Source organism: Kitasatospora sp. NPDC008115, from assembly GCF_042957205.1.
In the GTDB taxonomy this organism is placed as follows: domain Bacteria; phylum Actinomycetota; class Actinomycetes; order Streptomycetales; family Streptomycetaceae; genus Kitasatospora.
Genome location: NZ_JBIBHU010000019.1, coordinates 77,767 through 93,427, shown reverse-complemented (window position 1 = coordinate 93,427; position 15,661 = coordinate 77,767). Strand labels below are relative to the sequence as shown.

Genomic DNA, 15,661 nt, shown 5'->3' with positions numbered 1-15,661 from the left:
CGCGGCGGTCGCCCAGTCCTGCGGGGCGGTCGGGGCGGCCGGAGCGGCGCCGCCGTCCGGGAACGGCTCATGGGAGGGGCGGGCGCCGAGCACCAGGGAGGGGTGGAGGAGCGAGACGCACCACGCGAGCGCCGTCCAGACGCCGGGCGGCACCCGCCGGAGCCGGGGCGGGAGGAGCAGCGGTGGCTGGGGTGTCGCGGACATGCGGTGATCGTAACGAGCCACTGTCGGGCGCGGCATCGGACCACGGGTGTACGACCGGGGGTGACAGCGGGAGCCGGGAAGGTGTCCTCCCTGGTCCGATGCGCCGCCGGGCCGTCCGGCGGCACCGTGGTCGGCATGATCGAAGTGCACCGACTGACGAAGCGCTACGGCCGCACCACCGCCGTCGACGACCTCACCTTCACCGTCCATCCGGGCCAGGTCACCGGGTTCCTGGGGCCGAACGGCGCCGGGAAGAGCACCGCGCTGCGGATGATCCTGGGCCTGAGCGCGCCCACCGGCGGGACCGCGACGATCGGCGGCCGGCCGTTCCGGGAGCGGCCGCGCGGCCTGCGGCACGTCGGCGCGCTGCTGGACGCGGGCGACGTGCACGGCGGGCGCAGCGGCCGCGCCCATCTGTGGGCGCTCGCCAGGGGAAACGCGGTGCCGCCCGGCCGGGTGGAGACGGTGCTGGAGGAGGTCGGGCTCGCCGGGGCGGCGGGGCGGCGGATCGGCGGGTACTCGCTCGGGATGAAGCAGCGGCTCGGGATCGCGGCGGCGCTGCTGGGCGATCCGCCGGTGCTGCTGTTCGACGAGCCGCTGAACGGGCTTGACCCGGAGGGGGTGCGCTGGGTGCGCGGTCTGTTCCGGGATCTGGCGGCGGAGGGGCGGACGGTGTTCGTTTCGAGTCACCTGATGAGCGAAATGGAGCACACCGCCGACCGGTTGGTGGTCATCGGGCACGGCCGGCTGATCGCCGCCGAGACGGTGGCCGCGTTCGCCGCTCGTGGCACGGGGCAGGACGGCGCGCGGCCGGGGGCGCTCGTGCGGACGGGCGAACCCGAGGCGCTGGCGGCCGTCCTGACGGCGGCGGGCGGCACGGTCTCGCCCGGTGACGGGGCCGGCGCGCTCGCCGTGACCGGCCTGGACGCGGCCCGGATCGGCGCGCTCGCCCTGGACCACCGCATCCCGCTGCTCGAACTGACCGCCCGCACGCCCTCCCTGGAGGATGCGTTCATGGCCCTCACCGCCGACCGCGTCGACCACCCCGCCGGAGGACCGCGATGAGAACTGCCGCCGCCGAACCACGGCCGCGCTTCGGCGACCTCCTCGCCGCCGAGTGGATCAGGTTCCGCTCGCTGCGCCCGATGCCGTGGGTGCTGGGCCTCGGCGCGCTCGTCCTGATCGGCGTCAATCTCAACGCCGCGCGCCACATCTACGCCCACACCGACCCCGGGGGCCCGCCGCCCGGGTCCGGACACGTCGGGGTGGCGGTGAACGCCGCGTTCACCGCGATGGCCGCCGACCTGCTCATGCTCCTCGCCGGGGGCGTCGGCGCCGCGGTGATCGTCGGCGAGTACGCGACCGGGATGATCCGCACCACCTTCGCCGCCGTCCCGGACCGCCGGGCGGTGCTGCTGGCCAAGGCGGGAGTGCTCGCGGCGGTCATGCTCGGCTTCGGCGCGCTCGTCTCGGGGGCCTCCTTCGGGCTCGTCCAGGCCCTGCTGGACCGGCGCGACGCCGGGGTGTCGATCACCGAGCCCGGCGTTCTGCACGCCGTCGCCGGCGCCGCCGTACTGGCCCCGGTGTGTGCGCTGATCGGGTTCGGGCTGGGCACTCTGGTGCGGCACGCGGCGGCGAGCGTGGTGACCACGGTGCTGGTGCTGTTCCTGCTGCCCGCCTCGTTCAACGAGGACCACCGCTGGTCGGCGGCGGTCGCGCACGCCATGCCGTTCACCGCGTGGCGGCGGCTGGCCACACCTGACCTGACGCAGGTGCTGCTGCCGCCCCACCCGGCGACGGTGCTCGGGTCGTGGCTCGCCTTCGTGGGCTGGGCGGTGGGCTCGGCGCTACTCGCGGCGGCCGCCGTGCACCGCCGGGACGTCTGAGCGCGGGGACGTCCGAGCGCCGGGACGTCCGAGCGTAGGACGGGGCGAACCGCACCGCCGCGTCCGACGGGCGGCCGTGTCGTTGCGGGGTGACCGGGCCGGCGAAGCCGATCGGCGACGCACTCGCCGCCGATCGGCACGAGGCCGACCCCGTCGGTGGTTCACCCCGTCGGCGGGTACCCGGTGAGGTGGTTCCTGACGGTTCCTTCAGTAGCGTGCGGGTCGGTCCTCCGACAACCGTCCCCGCACCTTTCGGAACGAGGCCCCATGGCTCACCCCCGGCCGTCCCGCCGTACGCTCCTGCGCTCCGGTGCCGCGCTCGCCGCACTGGCCCTGACCGAGGGCTGCTCCTCCGCCGGTGGCGACGACGCATCCCCCGGTCCGACCGGTCCGACCGGTCCGGCCCCGGCCACAAGCCTGTCGGGTACTCCGGGCGCCGCCCGCCGCACGATGCCCGCGGAATCGCGCCCGCACACCCGCACTCTCATGGCCTGGCCGGCCCTGGAGGAGGTGTGGGGCGACCAGTTGCCCGGGGTCCGCCAGGACATCGCGGGCCTGGCGCGGGCCATCGCCGGTTTCGAGCCGGTCGTCCTGCTGGCCCGCCCCGACCAGGCCGGCCAGGCGCGCCAGGCCTGCGGCCCCTCGGTGGAGGTGATCGAGCTGATGGTCGACGACCTGTGGGCCCGGGACACCGGCCCGACCTTCGTCACCGGCCCGCAGGGGCTCGCCGGGATCGACTTCAACTTCAACGGCTGGGGCGGCAAGCAGACCCACGCCGCCGACAGCCAGGTCGCCCGCAACCTGCTCGCCCACTACGGCATCACCCGGATCCAGGCGCCGGTCACCGGTGAGGGCGGCGGCATCGAGGTGGACGGCGAGGGCACGCTGATGGCCACCGAGAGCTCCTGGGTCAACGACAACCGCAACCCCGGGGTGTCGCGCGAACGGATCGAGGCGGCCTTCAGGGATCTGCTCGGCGTCGAGAAGGTGATCTGGTTCAAGGGCGTCGCCGGGCAGGACATCACCGACTGCCACATCGACGCCCTCGCCCGTTTCGCCGAGCCGGGCACCGTCGTCGTGCACCGTCCCGCGCCCGGCACCCCTCCGGACGTCTGGACCACGGCCACCGAGCAGGCCCTCCAGGTCCTCGCGTCCGTGACCGACGCCAGGGGGCGCGCACTGAAGGTGGTCGACCTCCCCGAGCCCGACCTCGATCTGATCGAGGGCGCGGGCGGGGACTTCCTCGGCACGTACATCAACTACTACGTCTGCAACGGCGGTGTCATCGTCCCGCGCTTCGGGGACCGGACGGCCGACGAGGACGCGGCCGGTGTCATCGGCGGGCTCCACCCCGGCCGCAGGGTCGTCCAGGTCGACATCAACCACATCGCCTCGGGCGGCGGGGGCATCCACTGCGCCACCCAGCAGCAGCCGGCCACCGGGACGTGACCGGCCTGCCGCGGCGGGGGACGGGAGCGCGCCCGTGGCGCCGTCAGCCGAGGGCGGGGATGTCGTGGGTGGCGCAGTGGATGCCGCCGCCACCGCCCGCGATCGCGTCGATCCCGACGGCGACGACCTCCCGGTCCGGGAAGTACTGCTTCAGGACCTGCTGCGCCCGGTCGTCGGCCCTGTCGTCCCCGAACTTCGGCAGGTAGACGCCCTTGTCGCCGATGTAGAAGTTCAGGTAGGAGGAGACGAAGGCGTCGCCGTGTCCGGTGATCCGGTCCGGGTCCGGCTGCTGGAGCTCGACGACCCGCAGCCTGCGGCCCGCCGCGTCGGTGGCGCCCGCCAGTACGGCGCGGGCCTGGTCGGCCGAGCGGGACCAGACGTCCGGGGGTGTGCCGGGGAAGGCCCGGTCGAGCAGGACGACGCCCGGGGCGGCGAACCGGGCCAGGCAGTCGACGTGCGCGTCGGTGATGTCCTCGCCCTTGACGCCCGCCAGCCAGATCACCTTGGTCACGCCGAGGGCCGCCCTCAGCTCCGCCTCGACCTGGTCCCGGCTCATGCCCGGGTTGCGGTTGTCGTTGACGACGGAGCTCTCGGTGACGAGGAGCGTGCCCTGGCCGTCGCTCTCGAAGGACCCGCCCTCGGCGACCAGCCGGGTCGCGATCCGCTCGACGCCGTACATGGCCAGCACCGCCCGTGAGACCTCGGCGTCGTTTTTGTGCGGCTGCTTGCCGCCCCAGCCGTTGAAGTTGAAGTCCACGCCCTTGACCCTGCCGCCCTCCTCGACGAACACCGGCACGGTGTCCCGGGCCCACAGGTCGTCGACGGCGATCGGGACGACCTCGACGGCCGCGCCGCAGGCCTTGCGGGCGGCGTCCTGGTGCTCGGGGCGGGCCATCAGCACGACCGGCTCGCGCGCGGCGACGGCCCGGGCCAGGGCGGCCACGTCCCGGCGGACGGCCGGAAGGTCCTCGCCCCAGACGGTCTCGGACGCGGGCCAGGACATCACCGTGCGCAGGTGCTTCTCCCACTCGGCGCCGAACCGGCGCGTGCCCGGGGCTCCGGTCGGGGCGGCGCCCGGGGCACCGCTCGGGGTGCCGGTCGGTGCGCCGTCGGGGATCGCGCCGGGCTGCGGGGGCGGCGGCGCGGTGGCGTCGGTGCCCCCGGCGCCGTCGGGGTCGCAGGCGGTGAGGCCGAGGGTGAGGGCGCCGGCACCGGCACCGACGAGGGAGCGGATCAGGGTACGGCGGGGCAGGGCGTTGGTCATCGGGGTGCTCCGGCTGAGGGTGGGTGGCGCGGGTCCGGTGGGAGACGGCGGCTACGGCAGCGGCTCCTGCATGGTCGAGCAGTGGATGCCGCCACCCCCGGCCATCAGGCGGTCGACGTCGATCTGCACCACCTCGCGGCCGGGGAAGGCCGCGGTGAGCGCCTCCTTCGCCGCGGCGTCCTTGGACCGGTCGCCGAACCCGGCGGTGACCACACCGCCGTTGACGACATGGAAGTTGAGGTAGGAATCGACGAACGCCGAGCTGCGGGAGCGGACGGTGTCGGGGCCGTGCACGGGAACGACCTGGAGCCGGCGGCCCCGGGCGTCGGTGGCGGCGGAGAGGATCGCGAACTGCTCGCGGGCGTCGCGCGCCCAGACGTCATCGCGGTCCGCGGGCGGCAACTGGACCATCACGACACCCGGACGGACGAAGCGGGAGGTGACGTCCACGTGGTCGTCGGTGATGTCCTGGCCCCTGATGCCCGGGAGCCAGATCATCGTCTCCGCGCCGTAGGCGGCCAGGACGGCGTCCTCGATCTCGTCGCGGCTCATGCCGCGGTTGCGGTTCCTGTTGACCAGGCTGCTCTCGGTGGCCATCACGGTGCCGTCGCCGTCGGTCTCGATCGCGCCGCCCTCGCCGACGAAGCCGGCGCAGGTACGGCGCAGGCCCCGGCGGGTGGCGAGCAGCCCGGCGACCCGGGCGTCGTCGCGGTGCGCCTGCTTGTTGCCCCAGCCGTTGAAGTTGAGCGCCACCGCGTCCAGGCCGCCGCGGCCGTCGCGGCGGAACACCGGCGCGATGTCGCGCATCCACAGGTCGTCGGTGGGGATGTCGGTGATCACCTCCACCCCGGAGCCGCACCGGGACCGGGCCTTGCCCGCGGTCCGCTCGTCGGGGGCGCACATCACCACCGGTTCGAACTCCGCGATGGTGCGGGCGGTCAGGGCGATGTCCTCCTGGACGCCGCCCAGCCGCAGCCCCCACACACTCCGGCGGGAGGGCCAGGACATCCAGGTCCGCGCGTGCGGGACGTCGTCCGCTGGCACCCGGGGGTACGGCCCGGCGGAACGGGCATCGCGGTGGTGGCTCATGGGGATCTCCAGATGTGCGGCGGTGCCGGGCAGGGGCCGGGGAAGGTGCCCCGTTGCTCTTCCAGGCTCACACTGACTGAAAAATCAGTCAAATAACAGCATGCTCTGCACTCGGTGTCGGTAAATGATCACCGAGTGTGACGATATCCGGTGCTTCCGCGGGGGTCAGGCCCCGAGCCGGGCGACCTCGGCGTCGATCGCCTCGGTCATCAGCGTCCGGGCGTGCGCCAGCGGCAGGCTGCCGCTGAGCCAGCGCATGCTGAGCCCCTCCAGCAAGGCGGTCAGCCGCTCCGCCGCCCCGGCCAGCGCCACCGCCGGGGACATCGGCCGGACGCCGCCCAGCAGTTCGGCGATCTCCTGCACCCAGACCCGGGTGGCCCGTGCCAGGTCCTCGCGCAGCGTCTCGTCGAACACCGCGCTCGCCCGCAGCTCGCCCCAGGCGGTGCTGTTCTCCCGCACCATGGCGGTGTCCTGGAGCTCCAGCAGCAGCGTCTGCTCCAGCTCCTCGCGCGGCGTGGCCGGCGGCGCTCCGGCGGCGCGGTCGGTGGTGTAGCGCTCGGCCCGGTCGCTGATGAACTCCAGCGTCTGCCGGAGGATCCCGGTGCGGTCCTTGAAGTGGTAGTAGATCAGCGCGGTCGACACGCCCGCCTCACTCGCGAGCTCCTCCACCCGCAGCCCGCGCACCCCGCGCCGCGCGATCACCCGCGCGGCTGCTTCCAAGATCGACGTTCTACGGCTGGCCACGAGGCATCACCTTACCCGGGGCCCGGTCGGTGAGGACCGGCGGGCTGAAAATCCCATCAGGTGACGCTCCGGCGGCGGGGTAGGACAGGACAGGCCCGTAGCGCCCGGATGCGCCCGCGCGCCGTGCGCTCCCGGGGCACCTCCCGTGCGCCCACGGGCACAACCGCCCGCCCGGCCCGTCCTACCGTCCCTCTCGAACCCCCGACCCCCACTCGCAACGGACCCGTATGAGCACCTCGACCACCCCCGCCCGGCGCCCGGCGGACGACTCGGCGTGGGCCCCGCTCGCGTCCCGGGGCTTCCGCGCCCTGTGGATCGCCCAACTCGTCTCCAACGTCGGCAGCTGGATGCAGACCGTCGGCGCCCAGTGGCTGCTGGTCGGCCACGACGCCGCCCTGCTGGCCCTGGTGCAGACGGCCGCGAGCCTGCCGATGGTCCTGCTGGCGCTGCCCTCCGGTGTGCTGGCCGACCGCCGCGACCGGCGCTCGGTGCTCGTCGCCGCGCAGGTCGCGATGCTCGCCGTCACCGTCGTCCTCGCGGTGCTGGCCTTCGCCGGCGCGCTGACCCCGGGCCCGCTGCTCGGCCTCACCTTCCTGCTCGGCTGCGGCACCGCCGTCATGGGCCCGGCCTGGCAGGCCGTCCAGCCGGAGCTGGTGGAGCGCGGGCAGCTGGGGCAGGCGGCGGCGCTCGGCGCCGTCAACATGAACCTGGCGCGGGCGGTCGGCCCGGCCGTCGGCGGCGCGGTGGTCGCGGCGGCCGGCGCGGGCTGGGTGTTCGCCTTCAACGCCGCCTCCTACCTCGTTGTCCTGGTGGTGCTGCTGCGCTGGCACCGGCCCGCGCCGCAGGACGCGCCGGCCGGCGGGGACGAAGGGCTGCTGGCGGCCGTGCAGGCGGGCCGCCGCTACGTCCGGCACGCGCCGGGGGTGCGGCGGGTGCTGCTGCGCACCGCGCTGTTCGTACCCGGCGCGGGCGCGCTCTGGGCGCTGCTGCCGCTGGTCGCGCGCCGGTCGCTGGGCCTCGGCCCGGGCGGCTACGGCGTGCTGCTCGGGGCGGTCGGCGTCGGCGCGGTGGGCGGGGCGTTCGCGCTGCCGCTGCTGCGGCGCCGGCTCGGGGCCAACGGCACCCTGGTGGCGGGGACGGTCGCGCTCGCCGGGGTGCTGGCGGTGCTGGCGACCGTCCGTCAGCCCTGGCTGGTCGGCCTCGCCCTGCTACCGGCCGGGGTGGCCTGGATCGGGGTGCTCTCCACCCTCAACGCGGCGGTCCAGACCCGGCTGCCCGGTTGGGTGCGGGCCCGCGGCCTGGCCGTGCAGCTGCTGGTCTTCCAGGGCGGGCAGGCGCTGGCGGCCCCGCTGTGGGGCGTGCTGGCCGAGCGTCACGGACCGGGCGTCGCGCTGCTGACCGCCGGCGCGGTGCTGCTCGCGGGGGCGCTGGGTGCCCGCCGGCTGCCGCTGTACGACGGCGACGGGGTCGACCCGACGCCGTCCGGCCACTGGCCGGAGCCCCCGCTGGCGGTCGAACCGGGCCACGCGGACGGGCCCGTACTGGTCACCGTCGAGTACCGGGTGGAGCCGGAGCACCGCGCCGACTTCACCGGGCGGATGCGCCGGGTCGCCGCCTCGCGCCGCCGCACCGGCGCCCTCAGCTGGGGCCTCTACCAGGACGGCGGCGAACCGGGGCGGTTCGTCGAGAGCTATCTGCTCTCCTCCTGGGCGGAGCACCTGGCCCAGCACGGCGGCCGGCTGACCGCCGCCGACCGCCGCGACGAGGAGGCGGCCAGGGCGCTGCTGCGCCCCGGGACGGCGCCGGCGGTGACGCACGCCTTCGACGTCTCGGCGGGGCCGTTGCCGTCGGCGGAGGCGGAGGCGAAGGCCGCGTCCTGACGGCCCGGTCGTCCGAGCCGTCGGTTCATCTCCCGCGAAGCACGCCTTCCCGGGCCGACGCCGCCCGCGGGCCGGTCCCGCCCGCGCCCGGCCCGCGCGCCAGCCGGCGCAGCGCGCCGACGGCGACGACCAGCCAGACCGCCGCCGCCACCCAGAGCAGCGCCCGCCCGAGCGGCTCCAGCCAGTCCACCCGGGCGGCGGTGGCCGTCGACAGCGAGGCCACCGCCGTCATGCCCAGCGGGAAGACCGTCGACCAGCGCCGCAGGTCGTAGTGGAGCCGGGGCCGCAGCAGCTCGGCGACGGCCAGCACCGCGTACCAGGCCAGCGCGACGCCGAGCAGCACCAGCGTCACCACCCGCAGCACGGTGTGCGCGCCGCCGCTCCACACCCCGGAGGCGAGCAGCTTGGAGGCGGCCAGCGCGGAGATCGCCATCGCGCCGCCGGCCACCCAGTGGTCGCCCGGCCCCGCCGTCACCTGGCCCAGGTCGAAGCGGCGCAGCGCGTCCCCGTACAGCAGCAGGCCGAGGACGAACACCGGCAGCGCCGCCCAGGCGAGCCAGTCGGCGGTGTGCGGGGCGAGGGTGGCGGCGAGCACGGCCAGGCCCTGGGTGGCGACACAGATCAGGAAGGCCGCGCCCGGCATCCGCCGGCCGAGGTGGCGCAGCACCGAGACCAGCAGCACCGGCCAGGCGACGGCCGCGACGGCGAGCAGCGCCTCGGCGACCACCGTCCACCCCAGCTGGTCGAGCCGGACGCCGAGCACCGTGGTGGCGGCGACGGCGGTGAGCGCGGGCGGGGTGTGCGACCGGGTCGTCCAGCCGCTCCGGTCGGCGAGCAGCAGGGCGACGAAGGCGAGGGCCAGCAGCAGCCACAGCACCCCGGCGATCCAGAGGTCGGCGATCGACAGGGCGTCGAATCCGGCGAGGTGGAAGCCGACCGAGATGATGCCGGTCGCCATCACGGCCGCGCCGGTCGCCGGGGGGACCGCGTCCCAGCGCGGGCCCCTCGGCCGTGGCGGGGCCGGGCCGCTGCGTTCGTCCATGGCTCCATGGCAGCGCCCGAGGACGGACCCGGCCACCGGGTGCCGCCGGACCGGGTCACCCGGCGGCCCCGGGTCACCCGGCGGGCCCCCTCCCGGGTGCGCCGCCGGGCCCGCACGGGTTCGATGGGCACACGGTCCGGCCCGGAAGCGGAGGGTGTCAACGTGCGCGAGCCGACGAGCGAACCCGGTGCCGCGTTCCTCCGGGCGGGCCGGTTCCTGCGCCCCGGGACGCCCGCCCCCGACCTGCACAGCGTCCGGCTGACCGGCGGGCGGGCGGCGGACGCCTTCTACCGGGACCGCTGGAGCCACGACAAGGTGGTGTACTCCACCCACGGCGTCAACTGCACCGGCTCCTGCCGCTGGAAGGTCTTCGTCAAGGACGGCGTGATCACCTGGGAGACCCAGGCCACCGACTACCCGTCCGTCGGCCCCGACCGCCCCGAGTACGAGCCGCGCGGCTGCCCGCGCGGCGCCGCCTTCTCCTGGTACACCTACTCGCCCACCCGGGTGCGCTACCCGTACGTGCGCGGCGTGCTGCTGGAGCTGTACCGGGAGGCGCGGGCCCGCCTGGGGGACCCGGTGGCGGCCTGGGCGGAGCTCACCGGGGACCCGGAGCGCCGCCGCTCCTACCAGCGGGCGCGCGGCAAGGGCGGTCTGGTGCGGGCGAGTTGGGACGAGGCGGTGGAGATCGTCGCCGCCGCGCACGTGCACACCGTGAAGGCCTTCGGCCCGGACCGGATCGCCGGGTTCTCGCCGATCCCGGCGATGTCGATGGTCTCGCACGCGGCCGGCGCCCGCTTCCACTCGCTCATCGGCGCCGCCATGCTCTCCTTCTACGACTGGTACGCGGACCTGCCGGTGGCCTCCCCGCAGGTGTTCGGCGACCAGACGGACGTGCCCGAGTCGGGGGACTGGTGGGACGCCGCGTACCTGATGATGTGGGGCTCCAACGTGCCCGTCACCCGCACCCCGGACGCGCACTGGATGGCCGAGGCCCGCTACCGGGGCCAGAAGGTGGTGGCGGTCTCCCCGGACTACGCGGACAACACCAAGTTCGCCGACGAGTGGATGCACCCCCACCCGGGCACCGACGGCGCCCTCGCCCTCGCGATGGGTCACGTCGTCCTGCGGGAGTTCTTCGTCGAGCGCACCACCCCGTTCTTCGACGACTACGTCCGCCGGTTCACCGACCTGCCGTTCCTGGTCACCCTGACCGAACGGGACGGCGCCTTCACCCCCGCCAAGTTCCTGCGCGCGAGCGACCTCGGCGACACCGGGGAGGGCGCGGAGTGGAAGCTCGCCGTGCTGGACGAGGCGACCGGCCGCCCCGTGGTGCCCAACGGCTCGCTGGGCTTCCGCTGGACCGCCTCCGGCGAGGGCCGCTGGAACCTCGACCTCCAGGGCCTGCGCCCGCGCCTGACCCTGTACGGCGAGGGCGCCGCGACCCCCGTCGAGGTGCTGCTGCCGCGCTTCGACACCGACGGCGGCGAGCACGGCCAGGGGCGCGGCGACACCGTCCGCCGGGGCGTGCCCGCGCTGCGCCTGGACGGCGGCGCGCTGGTCACCACCGTCTACGACCTGCTGCTCGCGCAGTACGGCGTCGGCCGCGACGGGCTGCCCGGCCAGTGGCCCGCCTCCTACGACGACCCCGACACCCCCGGAACGCCCGCCTGGCAGGAGCGGCACACCTCGGTGCCGGCCGCCCAGGCCGTCCGGGTGGCGCGGGAGTTCGCCCGCACCGCCGAGGAGTCCCGGGGCCGCTGCATGATCCTGATGGGCGCCGGCACCAACCACTGGTTCCACTCCGAGACCATCTACCGGGCCTTCCTGGCCTTGCTCGCCCTGACCGGCTGCCAGGGCCGCAACGGCGGCGGCTGGGCGCACTACGTCGGCCAGGAGAAGTGCCGGCCGATCACCGGCTGGGCCACCCTCGCCGGCGCCTCCGACTGGTCCCGCCCGCCCCGGCAGGCGATCGGCACCGGCTGGTTCTTCCTGCACACCGACCAGTGGCGCTACGACACCTACCCCGCCGACGTCCTCGCCTCCCCGCTCGGCACCGGCCGCTTCCGGGGCCTGGCCACCGTCGACCTGCTGGCCCGCTCCGCCCGGCTCGGCTGGATGCCCTCCTACCCGACCTTCGACCGCAACCCGCTGGACCTGGCCGACGAGGCCCGGGCCCTGGGCCGCGACCCCAAGGACCACGTGGTCGCCGAACTGCGCTCCGGGCGCCTGAAGTTCGCCTGCGAGGACCCGGACGACCCGGCCAACTGGCCCCGGGTGCTCACCCTGTGGCGGGCCAACCTGCTGGGCTCCTCCGCCAAGGGCGCCGAGTACTTCACCCGGCACCTGCTGGGCACCCACTCCTCGCTGCGCGCCGAGGAGGCCGGCGAGGACGTGCGCCCGCGCGACGTGCGCTGGCACGCCGAGGCCCCCGAGGGCAAGTTGGACCTGCTGCTCTCGCTGGACTTCCGGATGACCTCCTCCACCCTGCTGTCCGACGTCGTGCTGCCCGCCGCCACCTGGTACGAGAAGCACGACCTGTCCTCCACCGACATGCACCCCTATGTGCACTCCTTCGCCCCCGCCGTCGACCCGCCCTGGCAGGCCCGCACCGACTTCGACGCCTTCCACGCGATCGCCGCCCGGTTCAGCGAACTCGCCCGCGGGCACCTGGACACCCGCCGCGACCTGGTCGCCACCCCGCTGCAGCACGACACCCCCGGCGAGACCGCCCAGCCCGGCGGCACCGACCTGGACTGGCGCGACGGCGCCTGCGAGCCCGTCCCCGGTGCCACCATGCCGAACCTCGCGGTCGTCGAACGCGACTACACGGCGGTGGCCGCCAAAATGGCCGCGCTCGGCCCGCTGGCCGATCAACTCGGCCTGCCAGCCAAGGGCGTGGTGCTGCACCCGGAGGAGGAGGTCGAGCAGCTCAGGGCCCGCAACGGCGTGGTCCGCGGCGGCCCGGCCGACGGCCGGCCGGCCCTGGACACCGCCGTCAAGGCGTGCGACACCGTGCTCGCCCTCTCCGGCACCACCAACGGCCGACTCGCCACCCAGGGCTTCCACACCCTGGAACGCCGCACCGGACGGGAGTTGGCGCACCTGGCCGCCGAGCACGAGGGCCGCCGGATCTCCTACGCCGACACCCAGGCCGCCCCGGCCCCGGTCATCACCTCGCCCGAGTGGTCCGGCAGCGAGTCCGGCGGCCGCCGCTACAGCCCGTTCACGCTCAACACCGAGCACCTCAAGCCCTGGCACACCCTCAGCGGGCGCCAGCACTTCTTCGTCGACCACGACTGGATGCACGAACTCGGCGAGGCCCTGCCGGTCTACCGGCCGCCGCTGGACATCCGCCGGCTGTTCGGCGAGCCCGCCCTCGGACCGGACGGGCAGAAGGAAGTGACGGTCCGCTACCTCACCCCGCACAACAAGTGGTCCATCCACTCCGAGTACCAGGACAACCTGTTCATGCTCGCCCTCTCCCGAGGCGGGCAGGTGATCTGGATGTCGGCCGAGGACGCGGCCGCCATCGGCGTCGCGGACAACGACTGGATCGAGGCCGTCAACCGCAACGGCGTCGTCGTCGCCCGCGCCGTGGTCTCGCACCGGATGCCGCCCGGCACCGTCTACATGCACCACGCGCAGGAGCGCACCGTCAACGTGCCCCGCGCCGAGACCGGCGGGCGGCGCGGCGGCATCCACAACTCGCTGACCAGGGTGCTGCTCAAGCCCACCCACCTGATCGGCGGCTACGCCCAGCTCTCCTGGGCGTTCAACTACCTCGGCCCGACCGGGAACCAGCGCGACGAGGTGACGGTCGTGCGCCGGCGCCGCCAGGAGGTGGAGTACTGATGCGGGTGATGGCCCAGCTCGCCATGGTGATGAACCTCGACAAGTGCATCGGCTGCCACACCTGTTCGGTCACCTGCAAACAGACCTGGACCAACCGCCAGGGCACCGAGTACGTCTGGTTCAACAACGTCGAGACCCGCCCCGGCCTCGGCTACCCGCGCCGCTACGAGGACCAGGACAAGTGGCGCGGCGGCTGGCGGCTCGACCGGCGCGGACGGCTCAAACTGCGCCAGGGCGGCCGGCTCTACAAGCTCGCCTCGATCTTCGCCAACCCCGTCATGCCCACCCTCCAGGACTACTACGAGCCCTGGACGTACGACTACCGCGCCCTCACCGACGCCCCGCTCGGCGAGGACTACCCCGTCGCCCGGCCGCACTCGCTGATCACCGGCCGCCCGATGTCCGTCGAATGGTCGCCCAACTGGGACGACGACCTCGGCGGCGCCCCCGAGCACGCCGCCGCCGACCCCAACGTCGAGCGGATGCGCAAGGAGGTCGGCGAGCGGATCCGCTTCCAGTACGAGCAGAGCTTCATGTTCTACCTGCCCCGGATCTGCGAGCACTGCCTCAACCCGGCCTGCGCCGCCGCCTGCCCCTCCGGCGCCATCTACAAGCGGGCCGAGGACGGCATCGTCCTGGTCGACCAGGACGGCTGCCGGGGCTGGCGCCAGTGCGTCACCGGCTGCCCGTACAAGAAGATCTACTTCAACCACCGCACCGGCAAGGCCGAGAAGTGCACCTTCTGCTACCCGCGCACCGAGGTCGGCCTGCCCACCGTCTGCTCCGAGACCTGCGTCGGACGGCTGCGCTACCTCGGCGTGCTGCTCTACGACGCCGACAAGGTCACCGCCGCCGCCTCGGTCGAGGACGAACACGACCTCTACGAGGCTCAGTTGGGCGTCTTCCTGGATCCGGAGGACCCGGAGGTGCGGCGCGCCGCCGAACGCGACGGCGTGGCGCACGACTGGATCGAGGCCGCCCGCCGCTCACCCGTGCACGCGCTGGTCAGCACCTACCGGGTCGCGCTGCCGCTGCACCCCGAGTACCGCACCCTGCCGATGGTCTGGTACATCCCGCCGCTCTCCCCGGTCGTCGAGGAGGTCGCCGCCGCCGGGCAGGACGGCGAGGACGCCGGCAACCTCTTCGGCGCCATCGACGCGCTGCGCATCCCCGTCGAGTACCTCGCCGGACTCTTCACCGCCGGCGACCCCGGCCCGGTGCGCGCCGCCCTCGACCGGCTCGCCGCGATGCGCGCCCACATGCGCGCCGTCAACCTCGGCCGCGACCCCGACCGCGCCGCCGCCGAGGCCGTCGGACTCGACGCCGCCTCCGTCGAGGACCTCTTCCGGCTGCTCGCCATCGCCAAGTACGAGGACCGCTACGTCATCCCGACCGCCGCCCGCGCCGACGCCGAACGGCTGGAGGAGTCCGCGCTGCCCGCCGGCTGCGGACTCGACCACACCGACGGGGCGCCCGACGGCACCGACGGGCCGTTCGGCGCCGGATCGGGACGGCGCTCGCTGCCGCTGGTCACCATCGAGAACTTCCACGGGCTGCGCCGGCGCCAGAGCGCCGACCGCCCGGCGCCGCCCGAGGACGCCGCCGCCACGCGCGAGGAGCCCCCGCTGTGACGGCCGACCCGCGTGCGCTGGTGCGCCGGGCCGCCGCCGACTGCCTCTGCTACCCCGACGGCCCGCCGACCGCGTTCGCCGAGCCGCTCCGGCCGGTCCGCCACGCCGCCGCCGCGCCGCTGCGCGCCTTCCTCGACTGGGCCGGGGCCCGCCCCGCCGGTGAGCTGGCACGCCACTACGTCGAGGTCTTCGACTTCACCCAGCGGCACAGCCTGCACCTCAGCTGGTGGACCGACGGCGACACCCGCCGGCGCGGCGAGGCCCTGCTGCGCTTCAAGGCCGCCTACCGGGCGCACGGCCTGGAGTGCACCGGCGAGGACCTGCCGGACTTCCTGCCCGCCGTCCTGGAGTTCACCGCCGCCACCGGCGACGAGACGCTGCTGCGCGGGCACCGGCCCGCCCTGGAACTCCTGCGGCTCGCCCTCACCGAGCACGGCACGCCGTACGCGCAGGTGCTCGCCGCCGTCTGCGCCACCCTGCCCGGGCCCTCGCCCCGGGACCGCGCCGCCGCGCTGGCGCTCGCCCGCAGCGGGCCGCCGCGCGAACAGGTCGGCCTGGACACCCCGCCGTACGGGCACCTCGGCCTGCTGCCCGTCCTGCCCACCTGAGCGGAGAAC

General features: G+C 74.9%; 11 protein-coding genes. 7 read left to right on the top strand and 4 right to left on the bottom strand.

Translation table 11 applies throughout. The features are described 5' to 3' along the window. Nucleotides 1-339: 339 nt before the first annotated feature. The 3 genes from ACFZBX_RS23585 (at nt 340) to ACFZBX_RS23575 (ending at nt 3,539) form a co-directional block, all read left to right on the top strand. Nucleotides 340-1,269, top strand: coding sequence for an ABC transporter ATP-binding protein (locus ACFZBX_RS23585; RefSeq protein WP_391535761.1), 930 nt, complete (start codon nt 340-342; stop codon nt 1,267-1,269). Continuing rightward, entirely contained in the window at nt 1,266-2,090 is an 825-nt protein-coding gene (locus ACFZBX_RS23580; protein ID WP_391535760.1) for an ABC transporter permease, read from the top strand. The genes ACFZBX_RS23585 and ACFZBX_RS23580 overlap by 4 nt, the downstream gene beginning before the upstream one ends. Before the next feature lie 267 nt (nt 2,091-2,357). Next, on the top strand, nt 2,358-3,539 hold the full coding sequence (locus ACFZBX_RS23575) for an agmatine deiminase family protein (RefSeq protein WP_391535759.1): 1,182 nt from the start codon (nt 2,358-2,360) through the stop codon (nt 3,537-3,539). 43 nt (nt 3,540-3,582) lie between these two features. Here ACFZBX_RS23575 and ACFZBX_RS23570 read toward each other — a convergent pair whose 3' ends face one another. The 3 genes from ACFZBX_RS23570 to ACFZBX_RS23560 form a co-directional block, all read right to left on the bottom strand. Continuing rightward, nucleotides 3,583-4,803 (bottom strand): agmatine/peptidylarginine deiminase, encoded by a 1,221-nt coding sequence (locus tag ACFZBX_RS23570; RefSeq protein ID WP_391535758.1) that lies wholly within the window; start codon nt 4,801-4,803, stop codon nt 3,583-3,585. Nucleotides 4,804-4,854: 51 nt separating this feature from the next. Further along, a complete protein-coding gene (locus tag ACFZBX_RS23565) occupies nt 4,855-5,892 on the bottom strand; it encodes an agmatine/peptidylarginine deiminase (RefSeq protein WP_391535757.1) in 1,038 nt (345 codons plus the stop codon). 165 nt (nt 5,893-6,057) lie between these two features. Next, nucleotides 6,058-6,636 (bottom strand): TetR/AcrR family transcriptional regulator, encoded by a 579-nt coding sequence (locus tag ACFZBX_RS23560; protein ID WP_391535756.1) that lies wholly within the window; start codon nt 6,634-6,636, stop codon nt 6,058-6,060. A 227-nt stretch (nt 6,637-6,863) separates the two neighbouring features. On the opposite strand from ACFZBX_RS23560, the gene ACFZBX_RS23555 reads away from it, so the two are divergent. Then, on the top strand, nt 6,864-8,516 hold the full coding sequence (locus tag ACFZBX_RS23555) for an MFS transporter (protein WP_391535755.1): 1,653 nt from the start codon (nt 6,864-6,866) through the stop codon (nt 8,514-8,516). Between the two features lie 25 nt (nt 8,517-8,541). Here ACFZBX_RS23555 and ACFZBX_RS23550 read toward each other — a convergent pair whose 3' ends face one another. Beyond that, nucleotides 8,542-9,558: a tellurite resistance/C4-dicarboxylate transporter family protein gene (locus tag ACFZBX_RS23550; RefSeq protein WP_391535754.1), complete on the bottom strand. Its 1,017-nt coding sequence runs from the start codon at nt 9,556-9,558 to the stop codon at nt 8,542-8,544. A gap of 123 nt (nt 9,559-9,681) precedes the next feature. On the opposite strand from ACFZBX_RS23550, the gene ACFZBX_RS23545 reads away from it, so the two are divergent. Genes ACFZBX_RS23545 through narJ form a run of 3 tightly spaced genes read left to right on the top strand, consistent with a single transcriptional unit; the run spans nt 9,682 to nt 15,652 of the window. Next, nucleotides 9,682-13,413 carry a nitrate reductase subunit alpha gene (locus ACFZBX_RS23545; RefSeq protein WP_391535838.1) on the top strand — a complete coding sequence of 1,244 codons (3,732 nt, stop codon included), beginning with the start codon at nt 9,682-9,684 and terminating at the stop codon, nt 13,411-13,413. Continuing rightward, nucleotides 13,413-15,044 (top strand): nitrate reductase subunit beta, encoded by a 1,632-nt coding sequence (gene narH / locus ACFZBX_RS23540; protein WP_391535753.1) that lies wholly within the window; start codon nt 13,413-13,415, stop codon nt 15,042-15,044. The genes ACFZBX_RS23545 and narH overlap by 1 nt, the downstream gene beginning before the upstream one ends. Further along, the gene (gene narJ / locus ACFZBX_RS23535) at nt 15,041-15,652 is read left to right on the top strand and encodes a nitrate reductase molybdenum cofactor assembly chaperone (protein ID WP_391535752.1); all 612 of its coding nucleotides are present in this window, start codon (nt 15,041-15,043) and stop codon (nt 15,650-15,652) included. Before narH ends, narJ begins: the two co-directional genes overlap by 4 nt. Nucleotides 15,653-15,661 lie beyond the last annotated feature (9 nt).